A 16,476-nucleotide genomic window follows, 5' to 3' on the forward strand; every position below is an offset into this window, starting at 1 on the left:
CCGGCTCCTCCAGGGTTGTTGCGTCGGGCTGCTCGGAAGGTCGACGGTACGCGCGCATCGCGGGGACGGGAGGCGAAATCGGGAAGTTCCCCCACGTGTCGGGACCAGGTCGGGCCGAACGGGTGCACCCGGGCACGACGGGGTACCTCTTCGTCACTCTGGGCTACGAGATCGGAGCCACCCGTTCTGGCGCAGCGGCCGCTGGGCTCGGAGGCCCGGGCCCACGCCGTCCACGTGATCGGCACCGACGGCCGGGTCGACGACTCGCTGGCCGGCGCCGGCGGAGTGGTGCGGCGCCGCCTACCGGCCCTTCACCCGCTGACCCTCGCCTCGCCGACCACCCGGAGTATCTCGCGGACGGTGAGGTCGGGCTCGTTCTCGGGGACGTCGTGCCCGGTGGTCACGACCACCTGCCTGGCCAGCGGGCTGAGCACGAGCCAGTCCCGCTGGGCCCGCACGTTGGTGCGCTGCTCGTCGTCGGCGTAGAAGTCGCCGTAGTCGTTGCTGATGACGGTCATGGGGATCCGGCCGATGCGCTGGCGGTGCTGCCATGCCCAGTGCTCGACGGTGACGTAGTCACGGTGCTCCTGGTTCTCCGTCGACCGGCAGTCGAGGTCGGCGAGCAGATCGCTCGGTGCGCGCGACGCGATCAGTGCGCGCGGCGTCTCGGCCAGCACGATGCCGACCGTCTCGTCCTGGTGCTCGTACGCGTAGCTCGTCATGATGAACCCGCCGCCGGAGGTCCCGACAAGGACGTACGGGGGACGGGCGTCGACCGCGGCGAGCATCGCGGTCAGGTCGGCCAGCAGCTCCGGCGTCCGCCGGCAGCCCGTCGCCGGGTCGCTGGAGCCGTTGCCGAGCCGGTCGTACGAGCAGACCCGGGTCTCCTCGGCAACGGCCGGCTGCACCGCTGACCACTGGAACTGGTCCGACTCGTCCCCGCTCTCCATGACCACAGTGGGGCTGCCCTCGCCGGAGCAGTGGACGTAGACGTGCCGTCCGCCCCCGATGTCGACGAGCTCAGGGACGTCGCTCGTGGACGTGGGCATCGCGCTGGCCGAGGCCGGCGACGGTGTACGGCCGGCGCTGCCGGCCGCGTCGGAGCCGTCGTCCGCGCCGTCGCCTCCGCAGCCCGCGAGAGCCGCGACCAGCAGCGCACCCACCGCCGGCCACCGCGCACGGTGACTCCCCATGGAGTCACCATGCGCCGACCGGCTCAGCCGAGGAAGTGCTCGGGGTCGAACTCGTCGAGGGGGATCACCCGTACCCGGGGGAGCGGCACGTTGAAGGCGCCGACCGCCGACTCCATGTCGAAGAACTGCAGACCCTGCGGCTCGAGCTCGGCGAGCCGCTGGCTGACGTACTCGCGGAAGCCCAGCACGGCGACCCGGCGGTCGGGCAGCAGCGCCCGCAGGTGCGGCTCGAAGTCGGCGTCGTGGCTGACCAGGGCGACGTCACCCTCGCGACCACCGATCGCGTCGAGGGTGCGCTGGATGCCGACGTCGACGACCTTCTGGTCCTTGCTGCCGGCCAGCGGCACCACCCGGTAGCCCAGCGCCAGCAGCGCCTGGACGAACGGCATCGGCAGCGTGCCGGAGCTCGCGTTGAGGAAGAAGATGCCGCGGACGTCCTGGCCCCACCGCTGCCGGAGGAACTCGGCGACCCGGTCCCAGCGCGGCCGCTCGTCCGGCGCCGGCCGGTGCCGGAGGATGTCGGTGCCAAGGGTGGCGTCGAGGTTCTCGCCGTCGACCAGGAGGTACGTCAGCCGGTTGCTCGACCCGTCCGCCACAGCGTCCTCCGGTGGTTGCTACTTCGGCGGGGCGGGGCGCACCTTGCGGACCGCTCGACCGGCTGCGCGACGGGCCCGGCGGGCGAACGTCGGCGGCGACGGCGGCGGGGCCGCGGCCTCCTTGGGAGTGACGCGCTTCTTCTTGGGTGCCGCGACGCCGATCGCCTCGGGCGTGAGCATCCGGTTGCCGAACCACGGGGTCATCGGCTCGTCGAGCTGGGTGAGCTCGGGGAAGGCGTCCCGCCGTTGCCCGAGCTCGGTGCCGGTCAACGTCTTCTTCCGCGGGGACCCCTCGACGGTCACGGGGGTCAGCGCGTCCGGGTCCTGCTGGTCGTAGCCGAAGAACGCGAACAGGCCGTCGACCTTGTCCTTGAGGGTCGCGATGTTGTCCTCGGTCGCCTCCTCGGTCCAGGCCGAGATGCGCTCGGTGCTGATCGGCGCGTCGGTGCGGGCGCCGCCCTCGACCTTCTTGGGGCCGCCACGCTCGCCGTGCACGACGTGGTGCTCCAGCAGCCGGTCCGACCACGGCGCGTCGAGCCAGTCGAAGACCTCGCGCAGCGTCGTCGCCGGGTCGAGGACCAGGTCCTCGTAGCGGACGAGCAGGAAGCGGTCGCCGAGCTCCCGGCCGCGCTGCACCAGCTCGGTCTCGGTGTTGATCCAGTGCGAGACGGCGCCGCCCCAGCCGAGGCGGAAGCGGCCGGACACCGAGGCGGCGACGGCCCCCGGGTGTCGCACGGTCGCCAGCACGACGGCGTCCGGGAAGACCCGGGCGATCTCACGCAGCTGCCAGGCGTGCCACGGGGTCTTGTCGCCCCAGCGCTTCTTGCCCTGCGACGCCGCCCAGCGCTCGAACATCCCGCCGTAGAACTCGCGCATCCGCTCGTCGAGCTCGTCGTCGGAGAAGCCCAGCCGGCCGTACCAGTCGCCACCGTGGCGGTGGAACGGGATCCACCGGTGGGCCAGGTAGGCCCGCATGATGCTGGTCTCCTGCGCGATGGCTATGTCGTCGTGGCTGTCGACGATGAGCCGCAGCAGGGTGGTGCCCGAACCCATCGGCCCGACGATGAAGATGGGCTTGCCGCCCGGCGATCCCGCGGCGTCAGCCACGTCGGCTCCTCAGGGGTCGGGGTCGGGCGGGAGTACGATACGCAACCCTGTCAGGGCAGGCCAAACCGCGTGCGGGCGGCCCCACTCGACCATCTCTGCACCCCTCGAAGGGCGGCACATGCCACGGCTGAGCCTCGTGCTCGTGACCCACCACGAGCAGGGACACCTCCGCCGCGGCGTCCGCTCCCTGCTCACGCAGGTGGGCGCCCTCGACCAGGGGGGCGGCGGTGACGACGTCGAGCTGCTCGTGGTGGACGACGCGTCCACCGACCACACCCGGGAGATCCTGGCCGAGCTCGTCGCACAGGACGGTCGCCTGCGGGTGCACCGCTGCGCCGAGCGGGCCGGCCCCGCGGCGGCCCGGCTGGCGGCCCTCGACCTGGTGACCGGCGACCACGTGTGGTTCGTCGAGCCCACCGACGTGCTGCCGCCAGGGGCGCTCGACGAGGTACTGGGTGCGCTCGCCGACCGGCCGCCGGTGCTGGTCGTCGACCACCTGCTGCGCGGCTACGACGGCAAGGAGCGCCGGGTGAAGGCGCCGGCCGGAGGCACCCCGTGGCTCTGGGACTCCGTCGTCACCGCCGGCCTGCTGCGCGGGCACCTTGCCGCGGCGGTGCGTGCCGGTGGCGGCTGGGAGGTCGCGGCCGCGTGGGGTGTCGCGCTGGCTGCCGGGGACCTGCGGCGGCTCGGCGCGACGGCGTACGTCCGGCGAGTGCTTCCGCAGGCCGTACGTCGCCGGACCGACCCGCGCCCGGCCCGTGAGGTCGCCGCGGCCTACGCCGAGCTGGTGCGCGACCTGCCCCGCACCGCGGCCCCGGCCGTGCGCGCCGCCGTGGTCGAGGCTGCGCTCGGCCAGGTCGAGCAGCTCCCGCTGCGGCTGCGAAGGTCCCAGCTGGCTGCGGTCGCCGCGGCCTGGCGGGCTCTGGGGGAGGACGCGCAGGCGCTGCTGCGACTTCACCCGGCGCAGCGCAGGGCGCTCGAGGCCGGCAGCTACCCGGCGTGGCGGGCGGTGGGCGAGGCGGCGCGTGCCAGGCGGGGCGGGCGGGGGGCGGTCCGCGCCGCTCGTCGAGGAGCACGCCAGGCCCGGCGGCTGCCCGGCGCAGCCAGGTCGTGGCCGCTGCAGGCGTGGTACCGCGCGCAGCTGCGCCGGCCGCTCGAGCCCGACCTCGCCGTCTACGCGGCGTACTGGTTCGCCGCCTACAGCTGCAACCCCCGGGCGGTGTACGAGAAGGCCCGCGAGCTGGCGCCCTGGGTGCGTGGCGTGTGGGTCGTCGACGCGGACAAGCAGGACCGGGTGCCGGCCGGGGTGCCGTTCGTCGTCACCGGCACCCGCGACTACTACCGGGTGTTGGCCCGCGCGACGTACCTCGTCAACAACGTGAACTTCCCCAACGACTTCGTGAAGCGCCCGGGCCAGGTGCACCTGCAGACCCACCACGGCACGCCGGTCAAGACCATGGGCCTCGACCTGGTCGACGCCACCTACGGCCGCAAGCGGATGAACTTCGACCGGCTGGTCGAGCGGGTCGCCAAGTGGGACCTGAGCGTGTCGCAGAACGCGTTCACCACCGAGCAGTGGGAGCGGGTCTACCCGGGGACCTACGAGAGCATCGAGACCGGCTACCCGCGCAACGACGTGCTGGCGACCGCGACGCCCGAGCAGGTGGCGGCGGTGCGGGCCGGGCTCGGGATCGCCGAGGGGACCACGGCAGTCCTCTACACGCCGACACACCGGGAGTACCACAAGAGCTTCGTGCCGCAGCTCGACCCGGCGCAGCTGGCGGCTGCCCTCGGACCGGACCACGTGCTGCTCGTGCGGGCCCACTACTTCTACGCCGACTCGCCGATGGGTGCCGAGCCAGCGCGTGGCGTCGTCGACGTGGCCGACCACCCGAGGATCGAGGACCTCTACCTCGCGGCCGACGTGCTGGTCACGGACTACTCGTCGGTGATGTTCGACTACGCCGTGCTCGACCGGCCGATCGTGGTCTTCGCGTCGGACTGGGAGGAGTACGTCAACCTGCGTGGCACCTACGTCGACCTGCTGGACGAGTCGCCCGGCCCGGTGGTGCGGACCCAGGAGGAGCTGGCCGAGGTGCTCGTCACCCGGCGGGCGTGGGACGATGGGTCGACCGCGTTGCGGCAGGCGTTCCGCGCCAGGTTCTGCTCCCTCGAGGACGGCCGGGCGGCCGAGCGCGTCGTGCGCAGGTTGTGGCCGGCGCCCGTGGAGGATGGATGAGCAACGACGTGAGCAGCTCCTCGGGGGCGGAGGCTGCGCGCAAGCGGCTGGTGATCGTGGCCGGCGTCGGCCGCAGCGGCACCAGCCTGTTCACCACCATCCTCGGCATGACCGGCTTCCACGTGCCGCAGCCCGAGGTCCAGGCCGACTCGACCAACCCCAAGGGCTTCGGCGAGCCGCAATGGGTCGTCGACTTCCACGGCCGCAACCTGCGGTCCCGCCGGGTCTCGGTCTGGGACTCGCGCCCGGCCGCGTGGGAGGACACCGCGCGGGCCGCACAGGACCGCAACACCTTCGCCGAGCTGAAGTCGTGGCTGGCCGTGCAGTTCGTCGGCCGGGACAGCGTCGTCGTCAAGGACCCCCGGATCGGCTGGTTCCTGCCGCTGTGGGAGAAGGCCGCCACCGATCTCGGCGTCGACGTCTCCTTCGCGTCGCTGCTGCGGCACCCGGCCGAGGCGGTCAGCTCCGCCATCAAGTGGTACGGCGACTGGCAGTCGCCGGCCAGCCGGACCCTGTCGTGGGTCAACGTCATGCTCGAGACGGAGTACGCGACCCGCGACTCGCGCCGCGTCTTCGTCCGCTACGACGACCTGCTCGCCGACTGGTCGGGCGAGATGTCGCGGGTCGGCGAGGCACTGGACATCCCGGTCCTGCGCGAGATCCCCGACGAGGTGCGCCGCCGGGTCGACGAGTTCGTCGACCCGACGCTGCACCGCCAGAAGGTCACCTTCGCCGACGTCGGTGTCCCGCAGCAGGTGGAGGCGATGACCGAGGACGTGTGGAAGCAGTTCACCGCGCTGTCCGTCGCCGGCGGCGACTCGGCGGAGAACCGCGCCGTCCTCGACGAGTCGCGCGAGCGCTACCACACGTTCTACTCCGAGGCCGAGGACATCGCGCAGTCCACGATCCACGCCCTGCGGCCCAAGGGGGGCGCGACCGGGGGCGACAGGGGTGCGGTCGCCACCAGGGCGGGCGCCTCCGGCGGGGCAGGTACGTCGCGCGGGTCCGGTGCCGACGCGGTGATCCGGGTGGCCGAGCGCGTCGTCCCGCCCAAGCTGCGGCGTCGGGTGCCGCCGGTCTGGCGGTCGCGCATCATGCGCACGGCCAACAAGGCCGCCAACCTCGTCCGGCGGTGATGATCCTCGTCGCCGGTCCCTACCGGAGCGGCACCGGGGACGATCCCGACCGCGTCGCGGCGAACCTGGCGCGGATCCGTGCCGCGACCCTCACGCTGTTCCGGGCCGGCCACCTGGCGGTCAACGGGGAGGACATCGCTCTCCCGCTCGCCGCGGCCGCGGGGAGCAGGACCATCGGCGACCAGCAGTTCGACGAGGTGTTCCACCCGGTCGGCCGCCGCCTGGTCGAGCGCTGCGAGGCCGTGCTGAGGCTTCCCGGCGAGTCCGCCGGGTCCGACGAGATGGTCGAGCTCGCTCGGTCTCGCGGTCTGCCGGTCTACACCGACGTCCTCGAGGTGCCTCCGGCCGGGACCACCGGGCGGCCTGGACTCGACGTGCCGGACGCGCGAGGCCGGAAGGGGCTCGACGAGGCAGGCCGTGACCTGACGGGCAACCCTGGTGTCCGGGTCCGCGACGTGGAGCTGACCGGCTCCGGCTGGCACGTGCTGCGGCGCACGACGTTCGACTACCGGCACCGCGACGGGCACTGGTCGACGGAGTCCCGGGAGACGTACGACCGGGGAAACGGTGCGACCATCCTCCTCCACGACGTGCAGCGCCGCACCGTCCTGCTGACGCGGCAGTTCCGTTACCCCGTCTACGTCAACGGACATCCCGACGGGCTGCTCGTCGAGGCACCGGCCGGTCTCCTGGACGAGGACGACCCCGAGACCGCTGTGCGCCGGGAGACCGCCGAGGAGGTGGGTGTGGAGGTCGGGCACCTGACGCACGTGTTCGACAGCTACATGAGCCCGGGCTCGGTGACCGAGCGGCTGCACTTCTTTGCCGCGCCGTACTCGGCAGAGAGCATGTCTGGCCCCGGTGGCGGCCTCGTCGACGACGGCGAGGACATCGAGGTGGTCGAGCTGCCGTTCGACGACGCGCTCGCCATGACCCGCGACGGTCGGATCTCGGACGCCAAGACGATCATGTTGCTGCAATGGGCAGCGCTGCACGGCCCGTTCCGCGACGATCGCTAACCCTCGAGGAGGGCGTCGACGGCGCGTGCGGTCGCCTTGCCGTCGCCGGGCGGGGCGTAGCGCTCACGGAAGCTGCGGTAGGCGTCGTCGTGCGCCGGCTGGCCGTCGCGGGTAGCAGCGGCCACAGCCGCGAGCATGTCCTCCGCCGTCTCGACGGTGGGACCGGGCAGCTCGGCCGGGTCGATGTAGACCGCCCGCAGGTGCTCGCGGTAGTAGTCCCCGTCGGGGGTCCAGAAGACCATCGGCCGGCCGGTGTGGGCGAAGTCGACCATCACCGACGAGTAGTCGGTGACCAGCACGTCGGCCGCGACCATGAGCTCCCGGGCGTCGGGCCACCCGGTGACGTCGACCACCCGGGTGCCGTCGGCCTCCGGGACGCTGTCGACCACCTTCGGGTGCGGGCGCACGAGCAGCACGTGGTCGTCGCCGAGAGCCTCCCGGGCGACGTCGAGGTCGATCTCGAGGTCCAGCAGGTAGCGCCCGGGGGCGTACTCCCGGTCCGGCCGGTGGGTCGGTGCATAGAGGACCACCCGCGCATCCGGGAAGACGCCGAGCCGGGCGCGCACGGCGGCCCGCAGCTCGTCGGCGCCGTTGCCGGCGAACAGGTCGTGCCGCGGCAGCCCGCCGGTCAGGACCGTCGCGTGGTCGCCGAAGGCCTGGTGCAGCCGGGCGCCCGCCTCGTCGCCGGTGGCCACCAGCAGGTCCCACTGCGCCGCCTCGCGGCGAACCCGGTCCTGCCAGCCGCGACCCAGCCGGCTGCCGGCCTGCTCGTCGTCGAGCCCGACGGCGGTCACCGGGCTGCCGTGCCAGGTCTGCAGCACCCGCTGGTGCCGCGGCTTGGCCATGTCGGCGACGCCGCGGTAGTCGGCGGCGACGACGTACCGCGCGCGGGCGGTGGCCTCGTACCAGTCCCTGCCGTGCCGCGCCACCGGCCGCACGCCGGCGGGAAGCGCCGCCTGCCCGTCGACGACGCTCCACAGCACCTCGAAGCCGGTGTCCCGGCGCTGCAGCTCCTCGTGCAGGGCGCGGGCGTCGTCGGCGTAGGCGCCGTCGGCGTAGCCGTCGACGAGCACCAGGTCGCGCGGCGCCTTGCGGAGGTACGCCGGGAAGTCGTCGAGCTGGAGCCGCCGCTGGCCGGCCCGCTTGGTCTCGCTGACCGGCAGCTCCGGGGGCACCACGATCGCCAGGCTGTCGAACTCCACGTCGCGGACCATCACGTCGCGACCGCCGACCCGGCGGACGGTCGGCAGCTCGTCGAGCAGGCTGCGCACGATCTTGATCCGGACCAGCGAGCCGGCCGGGCGCAGCCGGGCGTAGAGGTCCCAGGCTCCCTCGGCGAGCGGCAGCACGCCGCCGAGGGTTGTGACGGCGTGCGGCTGTATCCGTGCGCTGAACCGGTCGCCTTGGCGGGACATCGGGACGGAGTGGTGCTCCTCCCAGTCGGCATGGGTCAGGACGAGGTCGGCGTCGGCCCCCGTCGGCTCGTGGTAGCTGCCGGCGACCTCGACCCATCCGTCGTCGGTCCAGCCCACCATGTCGACGACCGGCCGGAAGTAGCGCTCCACGACCCGGGCCATCCCGGTGCGGGTCGACCGCACGACGACCTCGGCCGGGTGCGGCTCGACGATGCTCAGCCGGGGCTCGGGCATGTCGACGTCCGCCGCCAGCGGCACCCGGCGGCCCGAGCCGTCGGGCAGGATCGACGGCTCCCAGTTGATGCCGTCGGCGCGCGCCTCGGACCCGGCCGCGCTGTCGCCCACCACCCGCCCGCTCAGCACGTCGTCGAGCGGGATCCGGAAGAGGAACGGTTGGCCGTCGCGGGTGGACGGGCCGTCCGGCGCGACCGGGTAGTGCAGGGTCACCGAGCCGTCGACCCGGGCGAGGCGCACCTGGGCGACGGCGGGGTCGAAGGCCCGGCCGCTCAGCACGCCGGAGAACTCCAGCACCTTGCCGTCGACCCGGATGTCGTCGAGGTGCGCCGGCATCGTGCTGACCTGAAGCCCGAAGTGGCCGGCCTCGGTGGTCGGGATCATCCGGGCGCCGTCGACGATGTGCAGGGCCGGGCGGGTCGCCCGGCCGGGCGCGGTCCCGGCGAGCCATCGCCGGCGCATGATGCCGTGGGACCGCACCTCGACCCGCAGCCGCCACTGGCCGTCGCGGAAGCCGCGCCGCTGCCGCAGCGAGGAGACGTCGACCGAGGCCTCGAAGCCCGACCACGTGTAGTCGGTGACCCCGTCCAGCGCGACGGCCGTGACGTCGGGTCGGCTGACCTTGCGCACCTTGAGCGCGACGACGCTCTCCGGATGACCGGCCTCCTCGAGGGTGAGCCTGATCCGGGACGAGCGCTCCTTGGCCAGGTCCAGGAAGGCGATGTAGGCGAACCCGCTCAGGTGCAGCCGGTCGCCCTCCCAGTAGACGTCCTCGATCCGGGCGCGCAGCGGCAGCTCGTCGCGGTCCAGCTTGTAGACGCTGTCCGGGACGGCCAGGTGCGGCTCGCCGCGGAACGGGTAGTCGCCGTAGAACTGCCGGCCGCGTCGGATCACCGGCGTGCCCTTGATCTCGCCGGACTTCTCGAAGCGCAGCACCTCCAGCAGCTCGGGCATCAGCCGGCGGCGCACCAGGTGCCACTTGAGCCGGTCGATCGCCGGCAGGTGGTCGAAGACGTCGTCGGCGGCGCGGTCGAAGAAGTCGTTGACCAGGTCGAGGAAGAGCGAGCGGAACTCCGCGTCGGCGGCGTCGAGCTGGACCAGGAAGTACTTGAGGTCCTGCTCGGCCACGGACCGGTCGTAGCGGCGCTTGAGGTCCTTCTCACCGTGCCCGGCCATGAACCGGCTGACGCCGTCGACCGCGGCGGTGCGGTCCCGGATGGCGCGCGGCTCGGTGCGGCGCTGGGTGATGGACGTGCTGTCCCCGACCCGGGCGCGCCACAGGTAGATGGGCTGGCGCAGGACGTCGACCGAGGTCGCACTGACGTGCGCGGGCAGCGTCACGGGGATGTCCTCGTAGAGGACGCCCTCGGGCCAGCGGAAGCCGTTGTCGACGTAGAACGAGCGCCGGAACACCTTGTTCCACGCCGTGCGGTCGGCCAGCAGGGCCGGGTGCTTGGACACGTGGGTGCGCAGCCGGGTCGCGGTGAAGGCGGAGGTGACCATGCCGGCCTGGCGGGTGCCGGTCTGGGTGAGCCGGTGGTAGTTGCCGGAGGCGAAGTCGGACCCGGTCTGTTCGAGGGTGCCGACCAGCAGCTCGTAGGCGTTGCGGACCACGACGTCGTCGCTGTCGACGAACGCGATGTAGTCGCCGGTGGCGCGGTCGGCGCCGGTGTTGCGGGCGTTGCCCAGCCCGCCGTTGGGCTGCCGGACCAGCTGGAAGCGGGAGTCCCGCTCGGCGAAGGCAGCGGCGATCGACGCGCTCGAGTCGGTCGCCCCGTCGTCGACCATGAACACCTCGAGCTCGCCGAACGTCTGCTGCGCCAGCGACTCGAGGCACTCGGTGAGGTATCGCTCGACGTTGTAGATCGGGACGACGACGCTCAGGAGGGGCATGAAGGGCTCGGCTCCTACGACGATGGACGGCCTGCGCAGTCTAGGGCCGGGCCGGACCGCGCCCAGCCAGGCCGCCGTACGCTGCGCCCGTGGGTGACCTGGACGGCCCCGGCGGCCTCGACCTCGAGACAGCAGGCGTGCGCGACGTCACGTCGGCGATGGCCGCCGGGCGGGTGAGCGCCGTCGACCTGGTCCACGGCTACCTGGCCCGGATCGACGCGCTGGACCGGCGCGGTCCGGCGGTCCACGCCGTGCGCTGCCTGGCCCCGGACGCCGAGGAGCAGGCGGCCGCGCTGGACGGGGAGCGGGCGGCGGGGTCGACGCGGGGCCCGCTGCACGGCGTACCGGTCCTGGTCAAGGACAACATCGACGTGGCGGGTCTGCCGACCACGGGCGGGGCGCTCGCGCTCGAGCACTCGGTGCCGGACCGCGACGCCGACCTGGTGGGCCGGCTGCGCTCCGCCGGCGCCGTCGTCCTCGGCAAGACCAACCTCACCGAGCTGGCGAACTTCATGACCGAGGGGATGCCGAGCGGCTACTCGTCGCTCGGTGGCCAGGTGCTCAACCCCTACGACGTCAGCCGCTCACCCTGCGGGTCGAGCAGCGGGTCCGGCGCCGCCGCGGCGCTCGGCCTGGCGACCGTGACGGTCGGCACCGAGACCGACGGGTCGATCATCTGCCCCGCCGATGCGCAGAGCCTGGTCGGCGTCAAGCCGACGCTCGGCCTGGTCAGAGGTGCCGGCATCCTGCCGATCGCGACCAGCCAGGACTGCGCCGGGCCGATGACCCGGACGGTGGCGGACGCGGCGCTGGTGCTCGCCGCGATGTCCGGCCGGGACCTGGAGTCGGCCCCGGACGCGCTGCGCGGCGCCCGGCTCGTGCTGCCCCCGCCACCCGACGACCTGCACGAGGAGGAGCGCGCCCTGCTCGACGCCGCCCTGGAGCGGGTACGGGGCGCCGGCGCGACGGTCGTCGAGGTGGCCGCGCTGGCCGAGACCGACGAGATGCTCGTGCTGCACTACGAGTTCGCCCGTGACGTCGACGCCTACCTGGCCCGGCTGCCGGAGGGCGCCCCGATGCGGTCGCTGGCCGAGATCGCCCGCTGGAACGAGGACCACGCGACTGACGCCCTGAAGTACGGACAGAAGCACGTGCTCGCCGCCCTCGCGGTCGACCACGAGCGCGACCGGCCGGCCTACCTCTCGGCCCGCGCCCGGGACCGGGCGGTCGCGGGGGAGCACGGCATCGACGCTGTCCTCGACGCCCAAGGCGCCGACGCCGTGGTCGTGCCGTCCTGGCACGGCTCCGGGGTGGCCGCCCGGGCCGGCTACCCGAGCGTGGTCGTGCCGGCGGGCTACCGGGCGGGCAACCGGGCGCCGTACGGCGTCGCGCTCCTCGGCCGGGCCGGAGCGGACGCCGCGCTGCTCTCGCTCGCGCTCGCGCTGGAGGGCACCCTGGACGCCCGCCGGCCGGTCTCCCAGGTCAACCCGGCGCTGCTGCGCGGCTGACCGGCTGAGCCGCCTGAGCTGGGTGGACCATGCCGGCACCACCCGTTCGGGCAGTCCTGCGCCAAGCGCCCGTCGCCGCCTCGCCCACGCGGCTAGCGTCCCCACCATTGGCGCCGGGGTGACCTACCTCGGCGTCCTCGTGCGCGGGGGCGGACCGAGGGAGTGGGCCGGTGCACCAGCGGGGCCGTCCCGCCCGCATCCTCCTGGTCGAGGACAGCGTGGCCGACGCCAAGCTCGTCCAGCTGGCCCTCGAGGAGTCGGGCAGCACCAGCGAGGTGCTGCGCGTCGAGGACGGCGCCGACGCGGTGGTCAAGCTCGACGCGATCGCGGCCGGCGACATCGCCCGGCCCGACCTGGTCGTGCTCGACATCAACCTGCCCCGCGTCAGCGGCATCGACGTGTTGCGCAGGATCAAGGCCGATCCCGACCTGCGCACGCTGCCGGTCGTCGTCTTCTCCACGTCGCGCTCGGACGTCGATGTCGCGGCGGCCTACGCGTGCGGCGCCAGCTCGTACGTCGTCAAGCCGGTCGACCTGCACCGTTTCATGGACGTGGTGCGCTCGATCGAGTCCTACTGGACGGCCACCGTCCGCCTGCCGTGAGCCCCGCTGACCCGCGGGCCGACTGACGTCAGGCGGTCGAGACGACGAAGAAGCGTTCGGCCAGCCGGCCGGCCGGCAGCCCGGCCGCCTCGGCGTTGGCGGCGTACCAGTCGCGCATCCGGTCGGCGAAGCCCTCCATGTGCCCGGTCTGGCTCTCGTGGGCCAGCAGGGCGGCGATCTTGACGTCGAACAGGTCCGTGATGTCCACCGCGTGGTTGTTGTCCGGGTGCGCCATCACCCAGGTCTCGGCGACCGCCCACTCCTCGAGGCCCTCGTCGGCGAGCAGCTCCGGGTGTGCGAACGGGTTGCGCGCGTCCGGGTAGATCGCGGCGATCGCGGCTGTGCCGGCCGCCAGGTGGTCCGGGTGGCTGGCGCCGACCCGGACCCAGTTGCGCTCGGGGCTCTGGATCAGGGCTCGCTGCGGCCGGATCTGACGGATGACCCGGCTGATGTCCCGACGGAGCTCGAGCGTGGGCATCAGGGTGCCGTCGCGGTGGCCGAGCTCGCCGAGGAAGCGGACGTCTGAGACGCCGACCGCCTTGGCGGCGGCCTCCTGCTCGGCCCGGCGGATGGCCGGGATCTCCGAGCGGGCCACCGCCGGGTCGAAGCCCCCGGCGTCGCCGTCGGTGCAGACGCAGTAGGTCACCTCGATCCCGGCCGCGGTCCAGGTGGCGACCGCGCCGGCGGCGCCGAAGTCCACGTCGTCGGGGTGGGCGGTGATGACGAGCGCGCGCTCGACCTCGGAGTCCTCCAGCACGGCGACATCGTAGGCACGCCGCTCAAGACGGCGGTCCGGTGCGTCGATCACCCGGTGTGGCCCTCTTCCGTGCTGCCCGAGCCGGCCGGGCGAGCAGCGTCGCCGTGGCGCTCGCGACCGCGGTCGCCGTCGTCATGGGAGCCACCCCCGCCCAGGGCGCCGTCGTCGCGCCGAGCAGCCGGACGTACGGGCCGCTGATCGACGCGACCTCGGGCTGGGAGCGGGAGAACACCTGCAGCCCGACCGAGAAGAAGGGGCCGCGCAAGCTGCGCACCCTGCTCACCCGGACCTACGGCGTGATCCCGTCCAACATCGTCCGCCCCTGCAGCGCCGCCGACTCGGGCCACGAGGAGGGCCGCGCGCTGGACTGGATGGTCAACGTCCGCGACGCCGGACAGAAGGCGGTCGCGGAGTCGTTCCTGGCCTGGGTCCAGGCGCCGGACGCTTACGGCAACGCGGCCGCGATGGCCCGCCGCCTGGGCATCAGCTACCTGATCTGGAACAACCAGATCTGGCGGCCGCGGGACCTGGCCTGGACGGACTACAACGGCTGCACGAAGCCCAAGCTGCGCTGGAAGAAGTACGACACGACCTGCCACCGCAACCACGTCCACGTCAGCTTCAGCTGGGACGGCGCCCTCGGCCGGACGTCGTTCTGGAGCGGGCTGGTCGCCTGCCCGGCGCCGCTGGGGTCCCCCGGGTTCCCGGCCCTGCTGCCCGCCCTGGGCGGTGTGGTGCCCGCGGCACCGGCCAGGGTGCTGGACACCCGGTCCGGCCGCGGGCTGCCCAGCGGTGCCTGCCGGGCCCACCCGGACGTGCGCCTGGACCTGCCCCTCCTCGGGGTCGGCGGCGTGCCGGCGAGCGAGGTCGCCGCGGTGACGCTGTCCGTGCGGGCGACCGCCCTCGACGCCCCCGCCGAGCTGCGGGCCTGGACCGGTGGGTCGGCGGAGCCCTTCGCCGCCGTGGCGATCGGCGGCAAGGGGGCGCCGGCGGTGGCGACGGTGACGGTGCCGGTGGGGGCCACGACCGGCGTGGTGAGCCTCGAGCTGACCGGCGGGATGGGCCATCTGGCGGTGGACGTGACCGGCTACGTCGTCGGGGCCGCCACCTAGACTGTCGAGGAGATGAGCACCCTCTTCGGCGACGCCTTCCAGCTTCCGAGCCCGCCCGAGCCGGCCGCTCCGGCTGCGGCGAAGCCTCGGTCGAGCGACCCGTCGGTGCTCCTCGAGGGGCTCAACCCCCAGCAGCGCGCGGCCGTCACGCACGAGGGGAGCCCGCTGCTGATCGTCGCCGGCGCGGGGTCGGGCAAGACCCGGGTGCTCGCGCACCGGATCGCCTACCTGCTCTCGGCGCGCAAGACCCACCCGGGCTCGATCATCGCCATCACGTTCACCAACAAGGCGGCCGGCGAGATGAAGGAGCGGGTGTCCGCCCTCGTCGGCAACCGGGCCCGGGTGATGTGGGTGAGCACGTTCCACTCCGCCTGCGTGCGGATCCTGCGCCGCGAGGCCAAGCACGTCGGGCTGTCGTCGAGCTTCTCGATCTACGACGCGGCCGACTCGCAGCGGCTGATGACGCTGGTGTGCCGCGAGCTCGACCTGGACCCCAAGCGCTACAACCCGCGGTCCTTCTCGGTGCAGGTGAGCAACCTCAAGAACGAGCTGGTCGACGAGGAGACGTTCGCCGGGCGGGCCGAGACCCACATCGAGAAGACGCTGGCCGAGGCCTACACGCTCTACCAGCGGCGGCTGCGCCAGGCCAACGCGCTCGACTTCGACGACCTGATCATGACGACGGTCAACGTGCTGCAGGTCTTCCCGGACGTCGCCGAGCACTACCGCCGGCGGTTCCGCCACGTGCTGGTCGACGAGTACCAGGACACCAACCACGCGCAGTACGTGCTGGTGCGCGAGCTGGTCGGCACGGACGTCGCAGGCTCCTCCGGACGTACGGCCGAAGGCACCGAGCCGCTGCCTCCCGCGGAGCTGTGCGTCGTCGGCGACGCCGACCAGTCCATCTACGCCTTCCGCGGCGCGACCATCCGCAACATCCTCGACTTCGAGCAGGACTACCCGGCGACGCGGACGATCCTCCTCGAGCAGAACTACCGGTCGACCCAGACGATCCTGTCCGCCGCCAACGCGGTCATCGCCCGCAACCAGGGCCGCAAGAGGAAGAACCTGTGGTCCGACGCCGGCCAGGGTTCGGCGGTCGTGGGCTACGTCGCCGACAACGAGCACGACGAGGCGTCCTTCGTCGCCGGCGAGGTTGACCGGCTCACCGACGAGGAGGGCGTGAGCCCGTCGCAGGTGGCGGTGTTCTACCGGACCAACGCGCAGTCACGGGTCTTCGAGGAGGTGTTCATCCGGGTCGGCCTGCCCTACAAGGTAGTCGGCGGGGTGCGCTTCTACGAGCGGCGCGAGGTCCGCGACGCCTTGGCCTACCTGCGGCTGCTGGCCAACCCCGAGGACACCGTCTCGCTGCGCCGCATCATCAACGTGCCCAAGCGCGGCATCGGCGACCGCGCCGAGGCCTGCCTCGAGGCGCTGGCCCAGCGCGAGGGTGTCTCGTTCGCCGCCGCCGTGCGGCGCTGCGAGGACGCCTACGGGCTGGCGACTCGATCGCTCGCCAACGTGCAGGCGTTCCGGCAGCTGGTCGACGAGTACCAGGACACCAACCACGCGCAGTACGTGCTGGTGCGCGAGCTGGTCGGCACGGACGTCGCAGGCTCCTCCGGACGTACGGCCGAAGGCACCGAGCCGCTGCCTCCCGCGGAG

General features: G+C 73.2%; 12 protein-coding genes. 7 read left to right on the forward strand and 5 right to left on the reverse strand.

What is annotated here, in order from left to right:
- Positions 1–311: 311 nt before the first annotated feature.
- The 3 genes from VK640_16750 to VK640_16760 are packed head-to-tail and all read right to left on the reverse strand — an operon-like array spanning position 312 to position 2,896.
- Positions 312–1,193 (reverse strand): alpha/beta hydrolase, encoded by an 882-nt coding sequence (locus VK640_16750; GenBank protein ID HTE74828.1) that lies wholly within the window; start codon positions 1,191–1,193, stop codon positions 312–314.
- A 23-nt stretch (positions 1,194–1,216) separates the two neighbouring features.
- Positions 1,217–1,789, reverse strand: coding sequence for an NYN domain-containing protein (locus tag VK640_16755; GenBank protein ID HTE74829.1), 573 nt, complete (start codon positions 1,787–1,789; stop codon positions 1,217–1,219).
- Positions 1,790–1,807: 18 nt separating this feature from the next.
- A complete protein-coding gene (locus VK640_16760; protein HTE74830.1) occupies positions 1,808–2,896 on the reverse strand; it encodes a sulfotransferase in 1,089 nt (362 codons plus the stop codon).
- Positions 2,897–3,014: 118 nt separating this feature from the next.
- Here VK640_16760 and VK640_16765 point away from each other — a divergent pair, with 118 nt between their 5' ends.
- The 3 genes from VK640_16765 to VK640_16775 all read left to right on the forward strand — a co-directional run bounded on the left by VK640_16765 (position 3,015) and on the right by VK640_16775 (position 7,290).
- Positions 3,015–5,135, forward strand: a complete 2,121-nt coding sequence (locus VK640_16765; protein HTE74831.1) for a CDP-glycerol:glycerophosphate glycerophosphotransferase — start codon at positions 3,015–3,017, stop codon at positions 5,133–5,135.
- Complete coding sequence (locus VK640_16770) at positions 5,132–6,271, forward strand: sulfotransferase (protein HTE74832.1); 1,140 nt, start codon at positions 5,132–5,134, stop codon at positions 6,269–6,271. Before VK640_16765 ends, VK640_16770 begins: the two co-directional genes overlap by 4 nt.
- A gap of 281 nt (positions 6,272–6,552) precedes the next feature.
- Positions 6,553–7,290, forward strand: a complete 738-nt coding sequence (locus VK640_16775; GenBank protein ID HTE74833.1) for an NUDIX domain-containing protein — start codon at positions 6,553–6,555, stop codon at positions 7,288–7,290.
- Here the strand turns inward: VK640_16775 and VK640_16780 are convergent.
- Positions 7,287–10,832 (reverse strand): CDP-glycerol glycerophosphotransferase family protein, encoded by a 3,546-nt coding sequence (locus VK640_16780; protein HTE74834.1) that lies wholly within the window; start codon positions 10,830–10,832, stop codon positions 7,287–7,289. The two genes, VK640_16775 and VK640_16780, sit on opposite strands and share 4 nt — an antisense overlap.
- An 89-nt stretch (positions 10,833–10,921) precedes the next feature.
- Here VK640_16780 and VK640_16785 point away from each other — a divergent pair, with 89 nt between their 5' ends.
- Positions 10,922–12,340, forward strand: coding sequence for an amidase family protein (locus tag VK640_16785; protein ID HTE74835.1), 1,419 nt, complete (start codon positions 10,922–10,924; stop codon positions 12,338–12,340).
- Positions 12,341–12,510: 170 nt separating this feature from the next.
- A complete protein-coding gene (locus VK640_16790) occupies positions 12,511–12,942 on the forward strand; it encodes a response regulator (GenBank protein HTE74836.1) in 432 nt (143 codons plus the stop codon).
- Positions 12,943–12,970: 28 nt separating this feature from the next.
- Here the strand turns inward: VK640_16790 and VK640_16795 are convergent, their stop codons facing one another.
- A complete protein-coding gene (locus VK640_16795) occupies positions 12,971–13,699 on the reverse strand; it encodes a PIG-L deacetylase family protein (protein ID HTE74837.1) in 729 nt (242 codons plus the stop codon).
- Between the two features lie 104 nt (positions 13,700–13,803).
- Between VK640_16795 and VK640_16800 the strand changes: the two genes are divergently transcribed.
- Positions 13,804–14,811 (forward strand): hypothetical protein, encoded by a 1,008-nt coding sequence (locus VK640_16800; protein ID HTE74838.1) that lies wholly within the window; start codon positions 13,804–13,806, stop codon positions 14,809–14,811.
- 12 nt (positions 14,812–14,823) lie between these two features.
- Positions 14,824–16,476, forward strand: a 1,653-nt coding sequence (locus tag VK640_16805) for a UvrD-helicase domain-containing protein (GenBank protein HTE74839.1), incomplete at its 3' end; no start/stop codon positions are given.

The organism is Actinomycetes bacterium, assembly GCA_035489715.1.
Taxonomy (GTDB): Bacteria; Actinomycetota; Actinomycetes; order JACCUZ01; family JACCUZ01; genus DATHAP01.

Excerpts from the sequence above, each read along its gene's own strand:
- VK640_16750 (HTE74828.1), bottom strand. The coding sequence starts at position 1,193 with ATGGGGAGTCACCGTGCGCGGTGGCCGGCGGTGGGTGCGCTGCTGGTC.
- VK640_16765 (HTE74831.1), top strand. The coding sequence starts at position 3,015 with ATGCCACGGCTGAGCCTCGTGCTCGTGACCCACCACGAGCAGGGACAC.
- VK640_16770 (HTE74832.1), top strand. The coding sequence starts at position 5,132 with ATGAGCAACGACGTGAGCAGCTCCTCGGGGGCGGAGGCTGCGCGCAAG.
- VK640_16775 (HTE74833.1), top strand. The coding sequence starts at position 6,553 with ATGGTCGAGCTCGCTCGGTCTCGCGGTCTGCCGGTCTACACCGACGTC.
- VK640_16780 (HTE74834.1), bottom strand. The coding sequence starts at position 10,832 with ATGCCCCTCCTGAGCGTCGTCGTCCCGATCTACAACGTCGAGCGATAC.